This window comes from Lichenibacterium dinghuense, from assembly GCF_021730615.1.
GTDB classification, from domain to species: domain Bacteria; phylum Pseudomonadota; class Alphaproteobacteria; order Rhizobiales; family Beijerinckiaceae; genus Lichenihabitans; species Lichenihabitans dinghuensis.
Genome location: NZ_JAJLMN010000001.1, coordinates 4,693,113 through 4,711,848, shown reverse-complemented (window position 1 = coordinate 4,711,848; position 18,736 = coordinate 4,693,113). Strand labels below are relative to the sequence as shown.

Annotated in this window: 18 protein-coding genes; 2 read left to right on the top strand and 16 right to left on the bottom strand. The window is 75.2% G+C overall.

The annotated features are described in order from the left end of the window. Positions 1-42 precede the first annotated feature (42 nt). From yihA to cobA, 8 genes are all read right to left on the bottom strand, one after another. Positions 43-747, bottom strand: a complete 705-nt coding sequence (gene yihA / locus L7N97_RS22590) for a ribosome biogenesis GTP-binding protein YihA/YsxC (RefSeq protein ID WP_237480510.1) — start codon at positions 745-747, stop codon at positions 43-45. A 1-nt stretch (position 748) separates the two neighbouring features. Next, entirely contained in the window at positions 749-2,608 is a 1,860-nt protein-coding gene (yidC, locus tag L7N97_RS22585) for a membrane protein insertase YidC (RefSeq protein WP_237480509.1), read from the bottom strand. A gap of 73 nt (positions 2,609-2,681) precedes the next feature. Beyond that, on the bottom strand, positions 2,682-3,170 hold the full coding sequence (gene rnpA, locus L7N97_RS22580) for a ribonuclease P protein component (RefSeq protein ID WP_237480508.1): 489 nt from the start codon (positions 3,168-3,170) through the stop codon (positions 2,682-2,684). A gap of 11 nt (positions 3,171-3,181) precedes the next feature. Then, positions 3,182-3,316: a 50S ribosomal protein L34 gene (gene rpmH / locus L7N97_RS22575; protein ID WP_009451570.1), complete on the bottom strand. Its 135-nt coding sequence runs from the start codon at positions 3,314-3,316 to the stop codon at positions 3,182-3,184. Positions 3,317-3,559: 243 nt separating this feature from the next. Further along, a complete protein-coding gene (locus L7N97_RS22570; protein ID WP_237480507.1) occupies positions 3,560-3,811 on the bottom strand; it encodes a hypothetical protein in 252 nt (83 codons plus the stop codon). 163 nt (positions 3,812-3,974) lie between these two features. Continuing rightward, a complete protein-coding gene (locus L7N97_RS22565; RefSeq protein ID WP_237480506.1) occupies positions 3,975-4,778 on the bottom strand; it encodes a class II glutamine amidotransferase in 804 nt (267 codons plus the stop codon). 98 nt (positions 4,779-4,876) lie between these two features. Continuing rightward, complete coding sequence (locus L7N97_RS22560) at positions 4,877-6,310, bottom strand: cobyrinic acid a,c-diamide synthase CobB (RefSeq protein WP_237482360.1); 1,434 nt, start codon at positions 6,308-6,310, stop codon at positions 4,877-4,879. A gap of 14 nt (positions 6,311-6,324) precedes the next feature. Beyond that, positions 6,325-7,137 carry a uroporphyrinogen-III C-methyltransferase gene (cobA, locus tag L7N97_RS22555; RefSeq protein ID WP_237480505.1) on the bottom strand — a complete coding sequence of 271 codons (813 nt, stop codon included), beginning with the start codon at positions 7,135-7,137 and terminating at the stop codon, positions 6,325-6,327. Between the two features lie 47 nt (positions 7,138-7,184). Here cobA and L7N97_RS22550 point away from each other — a divergent pair, with 47 nt between their 5' ends. Further along, positions 7,185-8,258 (top strand): cobalt-precorrin-5B (C(1))-methyltransferase, encoded by a 1,074-nt coding sequence (locus L7N97_RS22550; RefSeq protein ID WP_237480504.1) that lies wholly within the window; start codon positions 7,185-7,187, stop codon positions 8,256-8,258. Between the two features lie 14 nt (positions 8,259-8,272). Here the strand turns inward: L7N97_RS22550 and cobM are convergent, their stop codons facing one another. The 3 genes from cobM to cbiE all read right to left on the bottom strand — a co-directional run bounded on the left by cobM (position 8,273) and on the right by cbiE (position 10,868). Next, positions 8,273-9,037, bottom strand: coding sequence for a precorrin-4 C(11)-methyltransferase (gene cobM, locus L7N97_RS22545; protein ID WP_237480503.1), 765 nt, complete (start codon positions 9,035-9,037; stop codon positions 8,273-8,275). Continuing rightward, the gene (locus L7N97_RS22540) at positions 9,034-9,459 is read right to left on the bottom strand and encodes a cobalamin biosynthesis protein (protein WP_237480502.1); all 426 of its coding nucleotides are present in this window, start codon (positions 9,457-9,459) and stop codon (positions 9,034-9,036) included. The genes cobM and L7N97_RS22540 overlap by 4 nt, the downstream gene beginning before the upstream one ends. A gap of 194 nt (positions 9,460-9,653) precedes the next feature. Next, positions 9,654-10,868, bottom strand: a complete 1,215-nt coding sequence (cbiE, locus tag L7N97_RS22535) for a precorrin-6y C5,15-methyltransferase (decarboxylating) subunit CbiE (RefSeq protein ID WP_237480501.1) — start codon at positions 10,866-10,868, stop codon at positions 9,654-9,656. Here cbiE and L7N97_RS22530 point away from each other — a divergent pair. Beyond that, positions 10,867-11,616 carry a cobalt-precorrin-6A reductase gene (locus L7N97_RS22530; RefSeq protein WP_237480500.1) on the top strand — a complete coding sequence of 250 codons (750 nt, stop codon included), beginning with the start codon at positions 10,867-10,869 and terminating at the stop codon, positions 11,614-11,616. The two genes, cbiE and L7N97_RS22530, sit on opposite strands and share 2 nt — an antisense overlap. Before the next feature lie 146 nt (positions 11,617-11,762). Here the strand turns inward: L7N97_RS22530 and cobJ are convergent, their stop codons facing one another. Genes cobJ through cobN form a run of 5 tightly spaced genes read right to left on the bottom strand, consistent with a single transcriptional unit; the run spans position 11,763 to position 18,730 of the window. Continuing rightward, positions 11,763-12,524 (bottom strand): precorrin-3B C(17)-methyltransferase, encoded by a 762-nt coding sequence (cobJ, locus tag L7N97_RS22525; protein WP_237480499.1) that lies wholly within the window; start codon positions 12,522-12,524, stop codon positions 11,763-11,765. Then, the gene (locus L7N97_RS22520; RefSeq protein WP_237480498.1) at positions 12,521-13,249 is read right to left on the bottom strand and encodes a precorrin-2 C(20)-methyltransferase; all 729 of its coding nucleotides are present in this window, start codon (positions 13,247-13,249) and stop codon (positions 12,521-12,523) included. Before L7N97_RS22520 ends, cobJ begins: the two co-directional genes overlap by 4 nt. Continuing rightward, positions 13,246-13,872: a precorrin-8X methylmutase gene (locus L7N97_RS22515; RefSeq protein ID WP_237480497.1), complete on the bottom strand. Its 627-nt coding sequence runs from the start codon at positions 13,870-13,872 to the stop codon at positions 13,246-13,248. The genes L7N97_RS22520 and L7N97_RS22515 overlap by 4 nt, the downstream gene beginning before the upstream one ends. Next, positions 13,869-15,302 (bottom strand): precorrin-3B synthase, encoded by a 1,434-nt coding sequence (cobG, locus tag L7N97_RS22510; protein WP_237480496.1) that lies wholly within the window; start codon positions 15,300-15,302, stop codon positions 13,869-13,871. Before cobG ends, L7N97_RS22515 begins: the two co-directional genes overlap by 4 nt. Beyond that, positions 15,299-18,730 (bottom strand): cobaltochelatase subunit CobN, encoded by a 3,432-nt coding sequence (gene cobN / locus L7N97_RS22505; protein ID WP_237480495.1) that lies wholly within the window; start codon positions 18,728-18,730, stop codon positions 15,299-15,301. Before cobN ends, cobG begins: the two co-directional genes overlap by 4 nt. Positions 18,731-18,736: the final 6 nt, after the last annotated feature.

Sequence of the window (18,736 nt, the reverse complement as noted above, 5' to 3'; positions counted from 1 at the left end):
TCGGCGATCCGTCGGTTGGGCGCGCGGCGCGGGGCCGCGTCGTCAGATCTTTAGCGGAAGCGCCCCGCGTTCGGCCAGGAGGCGCGCGATGCTTTCCCGCAATTCCGGTATGCCGGCGCCCGTCTGCGACGAGGTGAGGATCACCCGCGGGAAGGCGGCCGGGTGCTTCATCAGCGCCGCCTCGGTGTCGGCGACGCGCGTGGCGCGCTCCGACGCCTTGAGCTCGTCCGCCTTGGTCAGCACCACCTGATAGGAGGCCGCGGCGCGGTCGAAGTCGCGCATCTGCTCGCGGTCGACCTCCTTGAGGCCGTGGCGGCCGTCGACGAGCAGGAACACGCGCTGCAGCGTGGCGCGGCCCCGCAGGTACTGCTCGACCAGCTCCGTCCAGGCCGCGATCTTGCCCTTCGACACGGCCGCGTAGCCGTAGCCCGGCATGTCGACGAGGCTGAGGTGCCCGCCGAGGTCGAAGAAGTTGAGCTGCTGGGTGCGGCCCGGCGTGTGGGACACGCGGGCCAGGGTGCGGCGCCCCGTCAGCGCGTTGACGAGCGACGACTTGCCGACGTTGGAGCGGCCCGCGAAGGCGATCTCGGGCCGGCCCAGCGGCGGCAGGGCCGCGACGGCGGGCGCGCCGGCCACGAAGACGCATTCCCGCGCGAATAGGAGGCGCCCCGCCTCGACGAGGTCGCGGTCGTCGGCGGGTTCCCCCGCCGGCGGCGCCGCGGCCGGCGTCGCCCCTGCCTCGTCCACTTCAGGCCTTCCGCGGGGTCCGGCGGAACGTGCCGGCGAGGTTGTCCCACAGCTCGACCTTCGCGCCCTGCTTCTTGGCGATGAGGTACTGCTGCAGCACGGTCAGCGTGTTGTTCCAGGTCCAGTAGATCACCAGCCCCGACGGGAAGGTCCCCAGCATGAACATGAAGATCAGCGGCATGTAGGAGAACATCTGCTTCTGGACCGGGTCCGGCGGCTCCGGGTTCATCTTCATCTGCAGGAACATGGAGAAGCCCATGATCACGGGCCAGATGCCGATGAGCAGGAAGCCCGGCAGGTACTGCGCGATCGGCAGCAGGCCGCCGAGGGTCAGCACGTGGACCGGGTCCGGCGCCGACAGGTCGTGGATCCAGCCGAAGAAGGGCGCGTGCCGCATCTCGATGGTGATGAAGATCACCTTGTAGAGCGCGAAGAACACCGGGATCTGGATGACCATCGGCAGGCAGCCCGCCACCGGGTTCACCTTCTGCTCCCGGTAGAGCTTCATGGTGGCTTCCTGCTGCTTCTGCTTGTCGTCGGGGAAGCGCTCCTTGAGGGCCGCGAGCTGCGGCTGGAGCTGCTTCATCCGCGCCATCGAGGCATAGGACTTGTTGGCGAGCGGGAAGAAGATGCCCTTGATGATGACCGTGACGATCAAAATCGCGACACCGAAGTTGCCGGTCAGCTTGTAGAAGAAGTCCATCACCTGGAACAGCGGCTTGGTGATGAAGTAGAACCAACCCCAATCGATCAGGTTGCCGAAGTTCTTGATGCCGTACTCCGACTCGTACTTGTTGAGGACGGCCGTGACCTTGGCGCCGGCGAAGACGTGGTTGGTGACGTCGGTGGAGGCGCCGGGCGCGACGGTGCGGGCCGGCAGCAGCGCGTCGGTCTGGTAGTCGCGGTTGTTGTTGTCGGCGTAGGACGAGAAGGTGGCCTTGTAGGGCACGTCCTGCGGCGGCGCGATGACGCCGGCCCAGTATTTGTCGGTGATGCCGAGCCAGCCGCCGGTGCCGTCGAGCACGCGGCTGTTGCCCGCCTCCTTGTCCATGGCCGCGTAGGTGATGTCCGCCTCGCGGTTGTCGCCGATCGCCCCGATCAGCCCCTCGTGGAGGACCGAGTAGTTGGACGTCACCGGAGTGCCGTGGCGCGAGATCAGCGCGTAGGGCAGCAGCGTCGCGGGCGCCGAGCCGTTGTTGGCGACCGCGTCCTTGACCGTGAACATGTACTGGTCGTCGACGCTGATCGTGCGGGTGAAGACGAGGCCCTGGCCGTTGTTCCAGGTCAGGGTCACCGGCTTGCCGGGCGTCAGGCGGTCGGAGTCCGCGGTCCAGACGGTGGAGCTGTTCGGCAGGTCGACCTTGTCGCCTGCGCCGGCCACGAAGCCCGTCTCGGCGTAGTAGGGGTGCGGGCCGTTCGACGGCGAGAACAGGTCGATGATCGGCGACGTCTTGTCGACGGTCTCGTGGTAGTCCTTCAGCGAAACGTCGTCGATGCGGCCGCCCTTGAGGTCGATCGAGCCCGCGATGGCGGGCGTGTCGATCACGACGTGCGGGTTGGCCGCCACGGCCTCGGCGCGGGTCTTCATGACCTCGACGGGCGCCATGCCGGCGGCGGGCTGCGAGGCGATGCCGTTCGGGGGCGAGCCGACCGGGGTGTGGGCCAGGGCGTTGTCGGCGGCGGCGTCGGCGCGCGTCACCGGCGTCGACTGGCCGGCCGGGTTGGCCGACTGGGTCGCGGCGGCCTGCTGGGCCTGCCGCTGCTTCTGCATCTGCGGGTAGCCGTAGAAGAATTGCCAGCCGATGATCACCAGGATCGACAGGGCGATCGCGATATAGACGTTCTTGTTGTCATCTTTCATGGGTGCGTCACGCTGGCTCTGGTCCGCACGGCCGGCGCGCCCGTCAGGACGGCGAGGCTCCGCGAAAGAATCGTCATGTGGGTCGGTCGGGCGACGTTCCGCCGCGTCCGCGGCGCGGGCCGGGGCCCGCGGAGCCGCGCGGGCGCCCCGCCTTGGTGCGGCCGGAGGCGGCGTCGCCGAGGCAGCGCCGGAGTTCGTTCACGAGATCTGAGAAGGGAGTCGTCAGCGCCTCGCGCCGCGCCACGATCACGTAGTCGTGGTCGGGCTTCGTCGCCAGGGCCGGCGCCCGGAGCGCTTCGCGGAAGCGGCGCTTCACGCGGTTGCGCTCGACGGCGTTGCCGACCTTCTTGGTCACCGTCAGGCCGACGCGGCATCCCGCGTCGGGCGCCTGGTCGTCCTTGCGGCGGTAGACCTGGAGTGACAGGGAGCGGGCGTGGACGCGCGCCCCGCCCGAGGCCCGGAGGAAGTCGGCCCGCACCTTCAGCCGCGCGGGCGGCACCGGGCCGCCCGCCGTGCCGTGCCGTTCGGGCCCGTCCGGCAGGCCGGCTCCGGGGCCCGACACGGCGTTTCGGCTCAGGCCGACAGGCGCTTGCGGCCGCGCGCGCGGCGGGCCGCGATGACGCGGCGCCCGCCGACCGTCGCCATGCGGGCGCGGAAGCCGTGGCGGCGCTTGCGCACGATCTTGGAGGGTTGGTAGGTCCGCTTCACTGTGCTGCTCCGTTGTCACCCGAAGGGCAGCTCGCGCCCTGTCGGCGTTGAACGGCGGCCCTGATCCTGACGCTGTCGAGGCGCGCCGAAACGCGCCGAAGGCCCGCGGCGAGGCGCCGACAGGCTCGACATTCGTGGCGCATATAAGGTCCGCGATCCGGCGAAGTCAATCGAAGCTCCGCCGCATCGGGGGCCACGTCCGGGGCCGGCCGGGCCCGCGGAGGGCCGGCCGGTGGGAGGGCGTCAGCGGACCACGGGGGCCGTGGCCGGGGCGACGGCCGGCGCCATCGGGCGGGCGGCGGGCGGCACGGCACGGCGGTTGGCGAGGGCGCGCCCGGCCGCGCAGCCGCCGACGGCGCCCAGGATGCCGTGCCCGACGGCGTGGCCGGCGATGCCGCCCACGATGGCGCCCTTGATGCAGCCCTTGGCTTCGGCGGCCGCGGGGGCGGCCAGGAGAGCGCCGGCGCAGAGGGCCGAAACGATCAGTCCACGCATGTTCAGTGTCCTCGGTCGAGTCGCCCTGGTCGGGCGGCGCGCCGGGGCGGCGCGCGCCCAGGAGATTGGGGCACACACAAGGACGCGCAAGTATCCGACGACGTTACTCGCCGGAAAAACTTGATGAACGGGAGATGAGCGGAAGCTTATACCGGCTCGACGGTCACGCCGCCTTGGCGGCGCGCCCGCCGGCCACCGCCTCGTCGAGCCCGTGCAGCACGGCGGGGCGGCCGTTGCGCGCCACCAGCACGCAGCCCTGCGGCACCTCGGTCCACTGCGCCCGGTCGCCGTCGAGCGGCTCCGACACCACGACGAGGTTGCCGTTCGTCTGGCGCCAATAGAGCGTCGGGGCGCGGCCGTCAGAGGCCCAGCGGAAGGCGTAGAGGTCGGTGCCGTCGGTCAGGCAGGCGGTGAAGCGCAGCGCTTCGCGCAGGCCCGCCTTGAGCATCAGGCCGTGCACGGCGTTGAGCGTCGCCGCCATGCCGCCGATCGGGTCCTGCTCGACCCCGTGCGCGAAGGCGGCGAGGAACAGCGCCTCGGAATCCGTGGTGCCCGAGCGGTGGTGGTACAGGTCGTCGGGGATCATCGCCTCGACGCGGCGCTTGATGGCGCAGAACTGGCCGATCTGGCCGTTGTGCATGAACATCAGCCGCCCGACCGTGAAGGGGTGGCAGTTGGCCCGCGCGATGGCGGGGCCGGTGGACGCGCGCACGTGGGCGAAGAACAGCGGCGAGCGCACCTGATGGCACAGGTTGCGCAGGTTCTCGTCGGACCAGGCGGGGCGGACCTCGCGGTACACGCCGGGCCGCTCGCGGTCGCCGTACCAGCCGATGCCGAAGCCGTCGCCGTTGGTGACGACCTTCGCCTCGGCGGCGCAGAGCGACTGCGCGATCAGCGAGTGGGCGGGCTCGGCGACGAGCGCGTCGAGGAAGGTGGGTTCACCCTGATAGGCGATCCATCGGCACATGCGGGACACCTCGCGGCGCTCTTCGGGGCTGGCTTGATGCCCCTAGAATCGCGCTCCGAAAATTAACAGCCCCTTAAACATGACGGAAGTTTTAACGCTCATGCATGCGACGCGAGGGCGTGGAAGAAGGTCCCCGTGACATTTCCGCGACAAGTCCCCGTGGGGGCCGGCGCGGAGCCGTAGGCGTCGGCGGCCTCCGCGAGCGCGGCATCGCCGCCGAGGTCGAGGATCGAGGCGTAGTGGAACTCGTGGCCGCGCAGGCGCGTGCCCGCGGGGCCGAGCGCCGAGGGCGCGAGCGTGACGGCGTCGCGATAACCGAGGTGGAGCTTCCGCTTCGCGTAGCTCGTTTCGAGCCCGAGCAGCCCCGCCATGGCGTGGCGCACGCCCTCCGCGTCGACGAGGCCGGAGCCCAGCACCATGTAGCCGCCGCACTCGCCGTGGACCGGGCGGGTGCGGGCGAAGGCGCGCAGACCGCGGAGGAAGCGCGACGCCGCCGCGATGCGCCCGGCGTGGAGTTCCGGGTAGCCGCCGGGCAGCCAGCCGCTGTCGCAGTCGGGCGGCGTCGGTTCGTCGGCGAGCGGCGAGAAGAACGTGAGTTCGGCGCCGGCCGCGCGCCAGCCCTCGACCACGTGGGGGTAGAGGAACGAAAAGGCGTCGTCCCGCGCCACGGCGATCCGCTGGCCGGGCGGGAGCAGGGGTGCGACGTCCCTTCTCGCCTCGCGGGAGAAGGTGTCAGGCGGAGCCTGACGGATGAGGGGGCTTGGCGCTGTCCTACCCGCGTCGAGGGGTCTATCGTCGACCGCGGCGCTCGCCCCCCTCATCCGACCGGGCTTCGCCCGGCCACCTTCTCCCGCGAGGGGAGAAGGGCTCGCGCCCGCCACGTCGAGCAGCGCGTCCAAATCGACGTGCTCCTCGACGACGTCCGCCGCCGCGTCCACGCGCACCGCGAGGTCCCCGGTCTCGCCCGCCTGCACGAGGCCGAGGTGCCGCTCGGGCAGAGCCAGCCGGTCGGTGCGCGGCACGGAGCCCAGCACCGGCACCCCGACGCGCGCCATCGCGTCCGACACGAGGCGGCGGTGCCGCTCGCTGGCGACGCGGTTGAGGATCACGCCCGCGACGCGGATGCGCGGGTCGTAGTCGCGGCAGCCGGTCAGGATGGCCGCGGCCGACTGGGACTGGCCGGAACAGTCGTGCACCATCACCACGGGCCAGCCGGTCAGCGCCGCGACGTCGGCCGAGGAGCCGCCCTGCCCGTCCCCGGCCGGCACGCCGTCGAAGAGGCCCATCGAGCCCTCGCAGACGACGATGTCGGCGTCCCCGGCCCCGGCGAGGCGGAGCAGCAGCGGCGCCGGCATGGACCACGAATCGAGGTTGTAGCTCGGGCGGCCCGTGACGGCGGCGTGGAAGGCGGGGTCGATGTAGTCGGGGCCGTTCTTGCGCCCCGCCACGCGCAGCCCGCGCCGCCCGAGCGCCCGCATCAGCCCGAGCGTCAGCACCGTCTTGCCCGACCCCGAGCGGGTCGCGGCGATCATGATCCCCGGCGCGCTCACGCGGGCAGCCCCGTCATGCCCGCGGCGAGGTGCCGGCGCAGCGCCACGATGGAGCCGACGGCCACGATGGCGGGCGACTTGAAGCCTCCCGCGTCGGCGTCGGCGCGGGCCGCGGCCAGCGTGGTCTCCAGCACGCGCTGGCGCGGCGTCGTGGCGTCGCTGACGATGCCGACGGGCGTGTCGGGCGGCAGCCCGCCGGCCATCAGCCCGGCCGCGATGTCGGCGAGATGCGTCATGCCCATGTAGAGGATCACCGGCAGGCCCGTGCGGGCCACCGCGGTCCAGTCGCGCGGCGCGTCCGCCTTGGCGAGGTGGCCCGTCATCAGGATCACGCCGGTGTTGGTGTCGCGCGTCGTGGCCGGGATGCCCGCGTAGGCGAGGCCGCCGATGCCCGCCGTGACGCCGGGGATGATGCGGAACGGCACGCCGGCACGGGTGAGGTCGAGCGCCTCCTCGCCGCCGCGGCCGAACACGAAGGGGTCGCCGCCCTTGAGGCGCAGCACGCGCCGGCCCTCGCGCGCGAGCTCGATCAGCCGGTCCGTGATGTCGCCCTGCTTCGGCGACAGCTTGCCGCCGCGCTTGCCGGCGAACTCGCGCGCGGCGTCGGGCCCCGCGAAGCCCATGATGCCGTCCGACACCAGGGCGTCGTAGACGATCACGTCGGCCGAGCGCAGCGCGTGGAGGGCGTGGAGCGTGAGCAGGCCGGGGTCGCCCGGGCCGGCGCCGCAGAGCCACACGGTGCCAGCGTCGAACCTCGGCAGGGCACCCGCGGCGTCGAGCGCGGCGAGGGGATCGGTCAGGGCCGGCAATCGTCTGTCCTTTGAGTCGGCGGGGCGGCACCATACATGGTCAGTCGATGAAGGACGTCACCCTCCGCCGTGGCTGGACCACCGGCGCCTGCGCGACCGCGGCCGCGCGGGCCGCCTTCGCGGCCCTGCACGGCGCGGATTTCCCCGACCCGGTCGAGATCGCCCTGCCGGGCGGCGCGCGCCCCGCCTTCGCGCTGGCCCTCGGCGAGCGCGGGGACGGCTTCGCCCGCGCCGGCGTGGTGAAGGACGCGGGCGACGATCCCGACGTGACGCATGGGGCCCTCGTGGTCGTGACGGTGCGGCCCGCACCGGCCGGCAGCGGCGTCGGCTTCCGCGCCGGCGAGGGCGTCGGCACGGTGACGCGCCCCGGCCTGCCGATCCCGCCCGGCGAGCCGGCCATCAACCCCGTGCCGCGCAGCATGATCCGGGCCACGATCGCCGAAGCGGCGGAGATGCTCGGCGTGGCGGCGGATGCCGAGGTCGAGATCGCCGTGCCGGGCGGCGCGCGCCTCGCCGAGCGCACGCTGAACGGGCGCCTCGGCATCGTCGGCGGGCTGTCGATCCTCGGCACGACCGGGATCGTCGTGCCTTATTCCTGCGCGGCCTGGATCGACACGATCCACCGCGGCATCGACGTCGCCCGCGCGCTCGGGCTCGGCCACGTGGCGGGCGCCACCGGCCACGCCTCCGAGGTCGCGGTGCGGGCGCTGCACGGGCTCGACGAGCCGGCGCTGATCGACATGGGCGACTTCGTCGGCGGCATGCTGAAGTACCTGCGCCGGAACCCGGTCGAGCGCGTCACCGTGGCGGGCGGCGTCGCCAAGATGACCAAGCTCGCGCAGGGCCTGCTCGACCTCCACTCGAAGCGCGGCGAGGTCGACCGCGCCTTCCTGGCCGAGAAGGCCCGCGCGGCGGGCGGCGACGGGGCGCTGACCCGCGGCGTGCTCGCGTCCAACACCGCCGCCGAGGCCTTCGCGCTGGCCGAGGCGGCGGGGGTCGACCTCGGCGGCGCGGTGGCCGAGGGCGCGCGGCGCACGGCGGCAGCCTGCCTCGGGCGAGAGCGGGGCCTCGACGTCGCGCTGTTCGACCGGACCGGGCGGCTGGTGGCACGCGCCGGATAGGGCGACCCGCGCCCTCAAGGCCCGACGCCCCCGCGGAAGCGGCGGCGGTAGTCCGCGTCGTAGAGGGCGCTGTCGCGGAATCCCCCGGCATCGAGCGCCCGGCCGACCAGGATCAGCGCCGTGCGCTCGGCCGGCTCGGCCGCCATCAGGGCCGCGATCGTGCCGAGCGTGCCGCGCACGATCCGCTCCTCGGGCCAGGAGGCGCGCACCACGACGGCGACCGGCATGTCGGCGCCGTGCCCGGGCAGGAGTTCGGCGACGACGCGGTCGAGCGCGTGGATCGACAGGTGGATCGCCAGCGTGGCGCCGGTGGCGGCGAAGCTCGCCAGCCTTTCCCCGTCCGGTATCGCGGAGGCGCGCCCCGAGGTGCGGGTGAGCACGACGCTCTGGGCGACCTCGGGCAGGGTCAGTTCGGCGCCGAGCGCCGCCGCGGCGGCCGCGAAGGAGGGCACGCCGGGCGTGACCGTGTACGGGATGCCGAGCGCGCGCAGGCGGCGGATCTGCTCGCCCATGGCGCTCCACACCGACAGGTCGCCGGAATGGAGCCGCGCCACGTCCTGTCCCGCCGCGTGGGCAGCGGCGAACTCGGCCGCGATGGCGTCGAGGTCGAGCGGGGCCGTGTCGACGGTGCGGGCGCCGGGCGGGCAATGGTCGAGCAGCGCGCGCGGCACGATGGAGCCGGCGTAAAGGCAGACCGGGCAGCGCGCGAGGAGGTCGCGGCCGCGCAGGGTGATGAGGTCGGGCGCGCCGGGGCCGGCGCCGATGAAGTGGACCGTCATGTCGCCTCCGGCGATGGTTCCCAGAGCGCGACCGCGCAGGTGGCGTCGGCCGCGGCGATGCGGGCCACGACGAGACGCGCCCCCGGCCCCGCCGCCGCCAGCGCCGCGGCCTCGGCCACGGACGGGATGCCCAGGCAGGCGCGGGCGGGTTCGGACTCGACCGTGATGCGGTCCTCCGTGCCGGCGAGGGCGGATTTCGGCAGGATCACCACCGGCAGGCCGAGCCGCGAGGCGGCTTCGCGCAGCGGCGGCCGGTCCTTCTCGGCGATCGTGGCGATGACGGCCGGCAGGGCGGCGAGGTCGGAAGGCAGGCGGGACAGGGCGTCGCGGGCGAGGTCCGTCAGAGTGTCGGCCGTCGCAGCCTTGCGGAAGCCCAGCCCGACGGCGAGGCGCGGAGACCGGGCGCATCCCAAGGGGCGCACCTCCTTCTCCCCTCGCGGGAGAAGGTGGCCCGGCAAAGCCGGGTCGGATGAGGGGGCCGCCTCCGCGCTCTCCGCCAGGATCGGTCCATCATCGAGCGCAGCGCCATGCCCCCTCATCCGCCCTGACTTCGTCAGGGCACCTTCTCCCGCGAGGGGAGAAGGGGCGAACTTGTCGGCCTCGCGAATGTCCCCGCTCACGGCTTCACCCAGGACCAGATCGTCACCGGCATGGCCGGGCGCCAGCCGTGGAAGCCGCCGACCGGATCGGCCTGCGCCGTGCCGAGCGTCGTCAGCGCGCCGCCGACGCTCCGGAATCGCTCGATCAACGCCGCCTGCGTCTCGATCGTCACGGCGTTGACGACGAGCCGCCCGCCCGGCCCGAGCGCCGCCGCGCAGGCGTCGAGCACGCCCGCGCCCGTAGCTCCTCCGCCGACGAAGACCGCGTCGGGCGCTGGCAGGCCGGCCAGGGCCGCCGGCGCCGCGCCCTCCGCCACGGCCAGGCCCGGCACGCCCAGCGCCGCGGCGTTGCGCCGGATGCGGACCGCGCGCTCGGGATGCCGCTCGACCGCGACGGCGCGGTTCGCCGGATGGGCCAGCATCCACTCCACCGCCACCGAGCCCGAGCCCGCGCCGACGTCCCAGAGCAGTTCGCCCCGCCGCGGCGCGAGGCGCGCCAGGGTGGCGGCGCGCACGTCGGCCTTGGTGATCTGGCCGTCGTGCTCGAACAGCGCGTCGGGCCGGCCCGGCAGGAGCGACAGCGCGTCCCCCTGCCCCGCGACCTCGATCGCCAGCGTGTTCAGCGCGTCGATGTCGGCGATGTCGAAGCCGTCCGCCCGCGCGGCGCGGATGCGCTCGCGCGGGCCGCCCATCGCTTCCAGCACGATGATCCGCGAGGCGCCGATGCCGCGGCGGCCGAGCAGCGCCGCGACGGCCCCCGGCGTCGCGGCGTCGGCCGACAGCGCCAGCACGCGGGCTCCCGGCTGCAGCGCCGGCACGAGCGTCTCGATCGGCCGGCCGCAGAGCGACAGGGCCGCGCAGTCCTGGAAGGCCCAGCCGAGCCGCGCCGTCGCCAGCGCGAAGGCGGAGGGCTGCGGGAAGCAGCGCATCTCGTCCTCCGCCACGAGCCGCGCCAGCGTGGCGCCGACGCCGTAGTGATAGGGGTCGCCGCTCGCCAGCACGGCCACGGGCGTGCCGCGGCGCGCGAGGATGGCCGGGTAGGTGTCCTCCATCGGCGACGACCAGGGCAGCGTCTCGGCCGCGAGCGGGGCCGCGAGGGCGAGGTGGCGGCGCCCGCCGACGACGAGCGCGGCTTGCGCCAGCGCGCTGAGCGCGGCAGGGGATAGGCTCGCCCGCCCGTCCTCGCCGATGCCGACCAGCGTCAGCCAGGGCTCAGACACCCGCCCCCCCATGCGTCTCCTGATCCTCGGCGGCACCACCGAAGCCTCGGCGCTGGCCCGCGCGCTCGCCGGGCGGGACGGCGTCGCGCCCGTTCTGTCGCTGGCCGGGCGCACGCGGAACCCCGCCCTGCCCCCGATCCCGCACCGCATCGGCGGCTTCGGCGGCGCCGAGGGCCTCGCCGACCATCTGAGGCGGGAACGCGTCGACGCGGTGGTGGACGCCACGCATCCCTTCGCGGCCCGCATCTCGGCCCACGCCGTTCTGGCCTCCGCGGCCGCGGGCGTGCCGCTCCTCGCCTTCACGCGTCCGTCCTGGCGCCCGCGGCCCGGCGACCGCTGGACGGCGGTGGCCGACCTCGACGCGGCCGCGGCGGCGCTGGGCCCGGCGCGGACGAGCGCGCTGCTCACGGTGGGCCGGCTCGGCCTCGCGCACTTCCGCGCGGCGCCGCAGCACCGCTACGTGATCCGCACCATCGACCCGCCCGACCCGGCCGAGCTGCCGCCCGACCACGCGCTGGTGTTCGACCGCGGGCCCTTCGCGCTCGACGGCGAGATCGCGCTGATGCGCCGCGAGGGCGTCGAGGCCGTGGTGACGAAGAACAGCGGCGGCGCGGCCGCAGCCGCCAAGCTCGACGCGGCGCGGGCGCTGGGCCTGCGCGTGATCGCGGTCGACCGGCCGCGGATCGCGGGCGAGCGGGACGAGGCGGAGACGCTCGACGCGGTGCTCCACTGGATCGCTGTACATCGGAGTGGAGGCTGAGCCTCTCCTGCCTTCCCTCATGCTGAGCCGGGGCCGAAGGCCCCGTGTCGAAGCACGCGGCACCTCGCCACTCCTGCGCGGAAGGCGCCTGCGTGCTTCGACACGGCCGCGCCGCGGCCGGCTCAGCATAAGGATGGAGGAGGCCATCATAGTCCCTTGCCGTAGGTCCGGGGCGACAGCATCCAGCGCCGCCCGCCCTGCCCCTCGACCCAGCGCGTCTCGCTCGACCCGACGAGCACCAGCGTGGCCATGTCGACGAGCGCGGGATCGGCTTCGGCGAGGGTCGTGAGGTGGAGGCGCTCGTCCGGCCGGCCGACCGCGCGGGCGAAGGCCACCGGCGTCGCGCCCGCCTTCAGCCCCCGCAGGTGCGCGAAGGCGTCGCCGATCTGCGTCGGCCGGGCCTTGGAGGCGGGGTTGTAGAGCGCCAGCACGAAGTCGCCCTCCGCCGCGGCGGTGAGGCGGCGCAGCACGACGCTCCAGGGCTTCAGGTTGTCGGACAGCGACACGGCGCAGAAGTCGTGGCCGAGCGGGGCGCCGAGCCGGGCCGCCGCCGCCATCATGGCGCTGAGGCCGGGCACGACGCGCAGCGGCACGGCGCGGAAGGCCGGCTCGGCGTCGAGCGCCTCGACCACGGCCGCCGCCATGGCGAAGACGCCGGGATCGCCGCCCGACACGACCGCGACGCGCCGCCCCTCCAGCGCCAGCGCGAAGGCGTGGCGGGCGCGGGTCGCCTCGACGCGGTTGTCGGTGGCGTGGCGGGCGAGGCCCGGCCGCTCCGGCACCCGCGCCACGTAGGGAACGTAGCCGACGAGGTCGGTCGCGCTGGCGAGGGCGACCTCGGCCTCGGGCAGCAGCCAGTCGGCCGGGCCCGGCCCGAGGCCCACGACCGCGAGGGAACCGCCGCTCACGGCCGTCGCCCCCGCCCGGGCACCAGCACGATCGAGAAATACGGCGCCGCGTCGTCGCGCTTGTCGACCAGCGGCATCACGACCTCGGCCGCCATGGTGCCGCGCTCGACGTAGACGGCGCGCTCCAGCAGCCCCGCCTCGGCCAGCGCCGCGCGCACCTTGGGCAGGTTGCGGCCGAGCTTCATCACGACCGCGGCGTCGGCGCTCGCGAGGCGCGCCGCGAGCGGCCCCGGAGGCAGCGTGCCCGGCACGACCGTGAGCACGTCGTCGCCCCAGGTCATGGGCTCGCCGGCCGCCGTCCAGCAGCCCGACATGCCGGTGACGCCCGGCACGATGCGGCAGGGATGGCGCCCGCGCAGCCGCACGTAGAGGTGCATGAACGAGCCGTAGAACAGCGGATCGCCCTCGCACAGCAGCGCCACGTCGCGCCCGGCCGCGAGATGCGCGGCCAGCAGCTCCGCCGCCTCGGCGTAGAAGCCGGACAGGGCCGCGACGTAGTCCGGGTGATCGAAGGGGATCTCCACCGTCACGGGGTAGTGCAGCGGCAGCTCCTCGACGCCGGCCGGCAGCCAGCCGTCCGCGATGGCGCGCGCGTTGCCGCGGCGCCCGCGCTTGGCGAAGTAGCTGACGACCGGCGCAGCCTCCAGGGCCCGCACGGCCTTGACGGTGACGAGCTCCGGGTCGCCGGGGCCGAGGCCGACGCCGGTGAGGGTGCCGCCGCTCATTCCTCGTCGCTCGCCAGCGCGTTGACGGCCGCGGCCGTCATGGCGCTGCCGCCCTTGCGGCCGCGCACGACGAGCGCCGGCACGCGGCCGAAGTCGAGCAGCGCCTCCTTGGACTCCATCGCGCCGACGAAGCCGACCGGCATGCCGATCACCGCGGCCGGCATCGGCGCGCCGCGCGCGATCATCTCCAGGAGGTGGAACAGCGCCGTCGGGGCGTTGCCGATGGCGACGACCGCGCCGGCGAGCCGGTCGCGCCACAGCTCCACGGCCGCGGCCGTGCGGGTGGTGCCGAGCTCGGCCGCCATCGCGGGCACGCGCGGGTCGTTCAGCGTGCAGACCACGTCGTTGCCGGCCGGCAGGCGGCGGCGCGTGACGCCGTCTGCCACCATGCGGACGTCGCAGAGCACGGGCGCGCCGGCACGCAGCGCCGCCTTCGCGGCCGCCACGGCGCCGGGGGTGAAGCGGATGTCGGCCGCGGCCTCGACCATCCCGCAGGCGTGGACGATCCGCACCGCGACGGGCTCCTCGACCGGGTCGAAGGCGCGGAGGTCCGCCTCGCCGCGGACGATGGCGAAGCTCTTGGCGTAGATGGCGGCGCCGTCGCGGATGTAGTCGTAGGTCACGGGCGGCGATCCAGGCGGAGGATGGTCTTCAGCAGGCGATGCGCCTCGGCGAGGTCAAGCCCCGTCGCGGCGGGGGCGTCGGCGGCGGTGCCGTCGGCCACGAGCGCGTAGCGGCCCTCCGCGGCGACGAGCGTCAGGGGCGCAGGGCCGGGATGGGCGCAGCCCTTGGCGCAGCCGGACACGTGCAGCGCGACCCCGGCTCCGGGGCCGAGCAGCGGCGCGAGGGCGGCCGCATCGGCGAGGATTGGCGTCGAGCCGCGGCGGCAGCCCGGCGCGCCCGCACAGGCGGCGACGCGCAGGCGCGGGTCGGCGGGGTCGACGATGAGCCCGGCCGCGGCGCAGTCGGCGGCGAGGCGGGCGCGGGCATCCGGCGCGAGGCCGGGCACGAGGAGCGCGCGCCAGGGCGTCAGCCGCAGCTCGCCCGCGCCGACGCGGGCGGCGCCGCGGGCGAGCGCGTCGAGCTGCGCGGCGTCGAGCCGGCCGAAGGGCGCGGCGACGCCGAGGGCGACGTCGCAGTCGAAGACCGCATGCGACGCCGGCCGCCTCCCCTCTCCCCCGTGGGGAGGGGTACGAGGATACCCATCTCGGCGAGCCGAGATGGGGCCCTGGGGTGAGGGTGCGAGGGGAGTGCCGTGGAGAGGGCGGTCCCGCGTTCCACCTTCAGGAACCGTCGCTTCACCCTCACCCCCGGCCCCTCTCGACAAGGGAGAGGGGAGAGGCTCCCCACGGTCGGAGATCGCCTCCGATGTCGCACGCCGGAGGACCTCGCCGGCCCCCACCGCCGCCACGAGGTCGCGCATGCGGTGCAGCCCGGCATCCGCCGCCGCGGCCTCGACGAAGGCCCGCGCCAGCCGCAGCGCCATCTCCGGGAGTTCATCCGCTCCGCAGCCGGCCGCCGCAATCCCGTCGCCGTCGAGCCGCACCGCGAAGCGGCCGCCCGGCAGCGCGTCGAAGCGCACGTCTGCCGGCACGTCGTCGAGCCGCATCGCGCCCCCGTCCGCCACGGCGAAGCCGAACTTCGAGGGCAGCGCGTCGAGCCCGGCCGCACCGGCGAGCGCCGCCTCCAGCGCCGCCACGGCCGGGCGCACGTCGAAGGCGGCCGCGGGGTCGAGCCCCATCAGCGGGCTGGCGACCACGTTGCGGCGCGTTTCCGCGCCCGCGTCGGCGTCGAGCAGGCCCATGGCGTCGAGCTCGACCGTCAGGGCCGGCAGGCTCGCCTCGGTGACGCCGCGGATCTGGAGGTTGGCGCGCGCGGTGAGTTCGAGCTGCCCGCTGCCGTGCCGCCGGGCCGCCGCGGCGATTCCGCTCGCGCGATCGGCTCGGAGCGCCATGCCGCGCGGCTTCACGCGCAGGATCAGCCCGTCGCGGCTCATCATCGGGCGGAGGGCGCCGGGGCACCAGCCGACGCGGAGGGCGGCGGCGGCCGTCACGCCGCGGCCCTCAGCTCGGCCAGCAGGGCGGCGGTGGAGTTGCGGCGCGCGTGCCAGTAGCCGCGCTCCTGCGCCTCGGCGAACCGCTCCGCGACGGCACGCGCCGCGGCGGGGTTGGCCTCGACCATGAAGCCCCGCACGGCGTCGTCGCCGAGGGTCGCGTCGAACAGGAGGTCGAAGTGGCGGCTCGGCGCGGCGTCGGACGTCGCGGCGAAGCAGAACAGCGCGTCCACGGTCTCGGCGATCTCGGCGGCGCCGCGGTGGCCGTGGCGCATCTGGCCGGCGATCCAGCGCGGGTTGGTGGCTCGCGCCCGCACGGCGCGCGCCACCTCCTCGGACAGGGTCCGCACCTTGAAGGTGCCGGGCACCGTGGCGTCGGCGTGGTAGAGCGCCGGGCGCGCGCCGAGCGACGCCGCGGCGGCCGCGAAGCCGCCCTCGTGCTCGGCGAAGGTGTCGGAGGACAGCACATCGACCTCGGGCAGGTCGGCGACGTGGAGGTAGCTGTCGGCGCCGGCCACGCGCTCGCGGAACCCCGGCGACGGCCGCGCCGCGGCGTCGGCGCCCGCGTAGGCGTGGGACGTGCCGGCGATGTAGCGCTCCCCGAGTTCGCCGCGGGACGCGTAGGCGCCGGCCGAGACGGCGCGCGCGAGGCCGAGCCCGTAGGCGTCCGGCGCGCCGCCGAAGACGCGGTCGAGCCCCCCGCCGGCGCGGCGCGCGGCGGCGAGGGGATTCCAGTCGCCGTCCTCGTCGAGCGCCGCGACCGCGCGGGCCGCGGCGTCGAAGAGCGCGATCTGCTCGGGGAATGTGTCGCGGAACAGGCCGGAGATGCGCAGCGTGACGTCGACGCGCGGCCGCTCCAGCCGCGCCGCGGGCAGCACCTCGAAGCCGTCGACGCGGGTCGAGCCCGCGTGCCAGCGCGGCCGCACGCCCATCAGCGCGAGCGCCTGCGCGAGGTCGTCGCCGCCGGTCCGCATCGTGGCGCTGCCCCACAGGTCCATGACGAGGCGGCGCGGCCAGTCGCCGTGGTCCTGCGCGTAGCGGGTGGCGAACTCGGCCGCCGCGCGGGTGCCGATCTCCCAGGCGGTGCGGGTCGGCACGGCGCGGGGGTCGACGGCGAACAGGTTGCGCCCCGTCGGCAGCACGTCGGCCCGGCCCGCGGCGGGCGAGCCGGACGGGCCGGGCGGAACGAAGCGCCCGTCGAGCGCGGCGAGGAGGCCCGCGGTCTCGGCCGCCGAGCAGGCGTCGAAGGCCCCGCCCCGGCCGGAAGCCGCGGCGCCGAAGACATGGAGGCCGTCGCCGATGCGGGCTTCCTTGACGTCGCAGAGCCACGCGTCGAGCCGCGCCAGCGCGTCCTCGGGCGCGGCGCCCTCCGGCACGCCGCAGTCGGCGAGCAGGTCGGCATCGCGGGCGCGGTCCAGGATGGCCTGCCCGAGCAGCCGGGCGCGGCGGGCGTCGAGGCCCTGCGCCTCCGCGTATTCGTCGAACAACGCTTCGAGCTCGGCCGTCGCGCCATGCGTGCCCGCGGCGACGAGCGGCGGGGTGAGGTGCCCGACCGTGACGGCGCCGACGCGTCGCTTGGCCTGCGCGGCCTCGCCGGGGTCGGACACGATGAAGGGGTAGATCAGCGGCACGGGGCCGAGCACGGCCTCGGGCGCGCAGGCGGAAGACAGCGCCACGGCCTTGCCGGGCAGCCATTCGAGCGTGCCGTGAGTGCCGAGGTGGACCAGCGCGTGGATCCGCTCGGCCTCGCGGAGCCAGAGGTAGAAGGCGACGTAGCCGTGGCGGGGCGGCAGCGCGGCGTCGTGATAGTCGGCGCGACGGTCGGCGGCCGTGCCGCGGTCGGGCTGCACGGCGCAGACCATGGCGCCGAGGCGGGCGTGGCGGAACGCGAAGGCGCCCTCCCGCGCGTCGGGATCGTCGGCGGGGTCGCCCCAGCGCGACAGGACGGCGTCGCGGAACCCCGCGGGCAGCTGGGCGAAGGCGCGCGCGTAGGCGTCGAGGCCCAGCACCGGCAGGGGCTCGCCCGCCGTGAGGCGGGCCATCAGGGCGGCGCTGTCGGCGACGGGCTCGACAGCGTAGCCCGCATGGGCGAGCGAGGCCGCGATGCCGGCGAGGCTCGCCGGCGCGTCGAGCCCCACCGCGTAGCCGCCGCGGCCCGCCTTGCCGGGATAATCCGAGAGGACGAGCGCGAGGCGCCGCCCGGCGCGGGGCGCGCGGCGCAGGCGCGCCCAGGCGAGCGCGAGGTCGGCCGCGTGGGCGACGCGCTCGGGGTCGGGCCGGTGCAGCACGGGCGAGAACTCGCGCGCGGCGTCGATCGGGCCGGGCTCTTTGAAGGAGATCGCGCCCGCGAGCAGACGGCCGTCGACCTCGGGCAGGACGACGTTCATGGCGAGGTCGGCCGCGCGCAGGCCCCTGTCGCTCGCCGCCCAGGCCTCGCGGCCGCTCGCCGCCTGCACGACCTGCAGCACGGGCGCGTCGGCCCGGTCGAGCACGGTGGCGCCTTCCCCGCGGCGGGCCGAGAAGGCGGTGGTGTTCAGCACGACGTCGGGCGGGTCGGCAGCGATCAGCGCGGCGAGCGCGTCCGCGGCCTCCGCATCCTTGAGGCTCGACGCCGCGAAGGCGGTGACGCGCGCGCCGCGGGCGTGGAGCGCGTCCGCCAGCGCCGCCACGGGCGCGACGTCGCCGGCCAGCAGGGCGGAGCGGTAGAAGGTGAGAAGGGCGTGGGGCGCGCGCCCTTCTCCCCTCGGGGGAGAAGGTGTCTCGGCGGAGCCGAGACGGATGAGGGGTTCGGGGCGATCCATCGACCCCTCATCCGTCCGCTGCGCAGACACCTTCTCCCCGCAGGGGAGAAGGGCAGCGGTGGCACTCGACGCACCCATCCGGCACAGCTCGGGCACCACCGTCCCCGCCGGCAGCGCCTCGGGTTCGCGCCACGCGGCGGGCTGCCCGATGCGCGACGCCGCGAAGCGCATGGCTTCCCTGAGGTTCGCCGGCCCGCCCTCGCGGAAGAAGAGCCACAGGCGGCGCAGGTCCGCCTCGGGCAGGGTCGACAGCGCGTCGAGCCGGGGATCGAGCTGCTCGCAACCCGGCACGGCGGCGAGGTGGAAGCCGTGCCGGCGCGCCGCGGCGCCGAGCTCCTCCAGCCCGTAGCGCCAATAGTCGAGCCCGCCGAGGGCGCGCACGATGACGAGGCGGGCGCGCGCCGCGACCTTGTCGACGTAGAGGTCGACCGAGAACGGATGCCCGAGCCCCTTCAGCGCCGCGAGCCTGAGGCTCGGCAGCCCGTCGACGCCCTCCACAGCCGCGGCGAGGCCGGCGAGATCGCCGTCCGAGAAGGACAGCACCACGACGTCCGCCGGCGTCTGGGCGAGGTCGACCGCCGCCGGGGCGGGGTCGAGCGTGCCGGCGCTGAGGGGGAGGAGGTGCATCGGGCG

Bases quoted from the DNA above. Each gene is read 5' to 3' on its own strand.
- yidC (WP_237480509.1), bottom strand. From the start codon at position 2,608: ATGAAAGATGACAACAAGAACGTCTATATCGCGATCGCCCTGTCGATC.
- L7N97_RS22570 (WP_237480507.1), bottom strand. From the start codon at position 3,811: ATGCGTGGACTGATCGTTTCGGCCCTCTGCGCCGGCGCTCTCCTGGCC.
- L7N97_RS22565 (WP_237480506.1), bottom strand. From the start codon at position 4,778: ATGTGCCGATGGATCGCCTATCAGGGTGAACCCACCTTCCTCGACGCG.
- L7N97_RS22560 (WP_237482360.1), bottom strand. From the start codon at position 6,310: ATGATCGCCGCGACCCGCTCGGGGTCGGGCAAGACGGTGCTGACGCTC.
- L7N97_RS22550 (WP_237480504.1), top strand. From the start codon at position 7,185: ATGAAGGACGTCACCCTCCGCCGTGGCTGGACCACCGGCGCCTGCGCG.
- cobM (WP_237480503.1), bottom strand. From the start codon at position 9,037: ATGACGGTCCACTTCATCGGCGCCGGCCCCGGCGCGCCCGACCTCATC.
- L7N97_RS22530 (WP_237480500.1), top strand. From the start codon at position 10,867: ATGCGTCTCCTGATCCTCGGCGGCACCACCGAAGCCTCGGCGCTGGCC.
- cbiE (WP_237480501.1), bottom strand. From the start codon at position 10,868: ATGGGGGGGCGGGTGTCTGAGCCCTGGCTGACGCTGGTCGGCATCGGC.
- L7N97_RS22520 (WP_237480498.1), bottom strand. From the start codon at position 13,249: ATGAGCGGCGGCACCCTCACCGGCGTCGGCCTCGGCCCCGGCGACCCG.
- cobN (WP_237480495.1), bottom strand. From the start codon at position 18,730: ATGCACCTCCTCCCCCTCAGCGCCGGCACGCTCGACCCCGCCCCGGCG.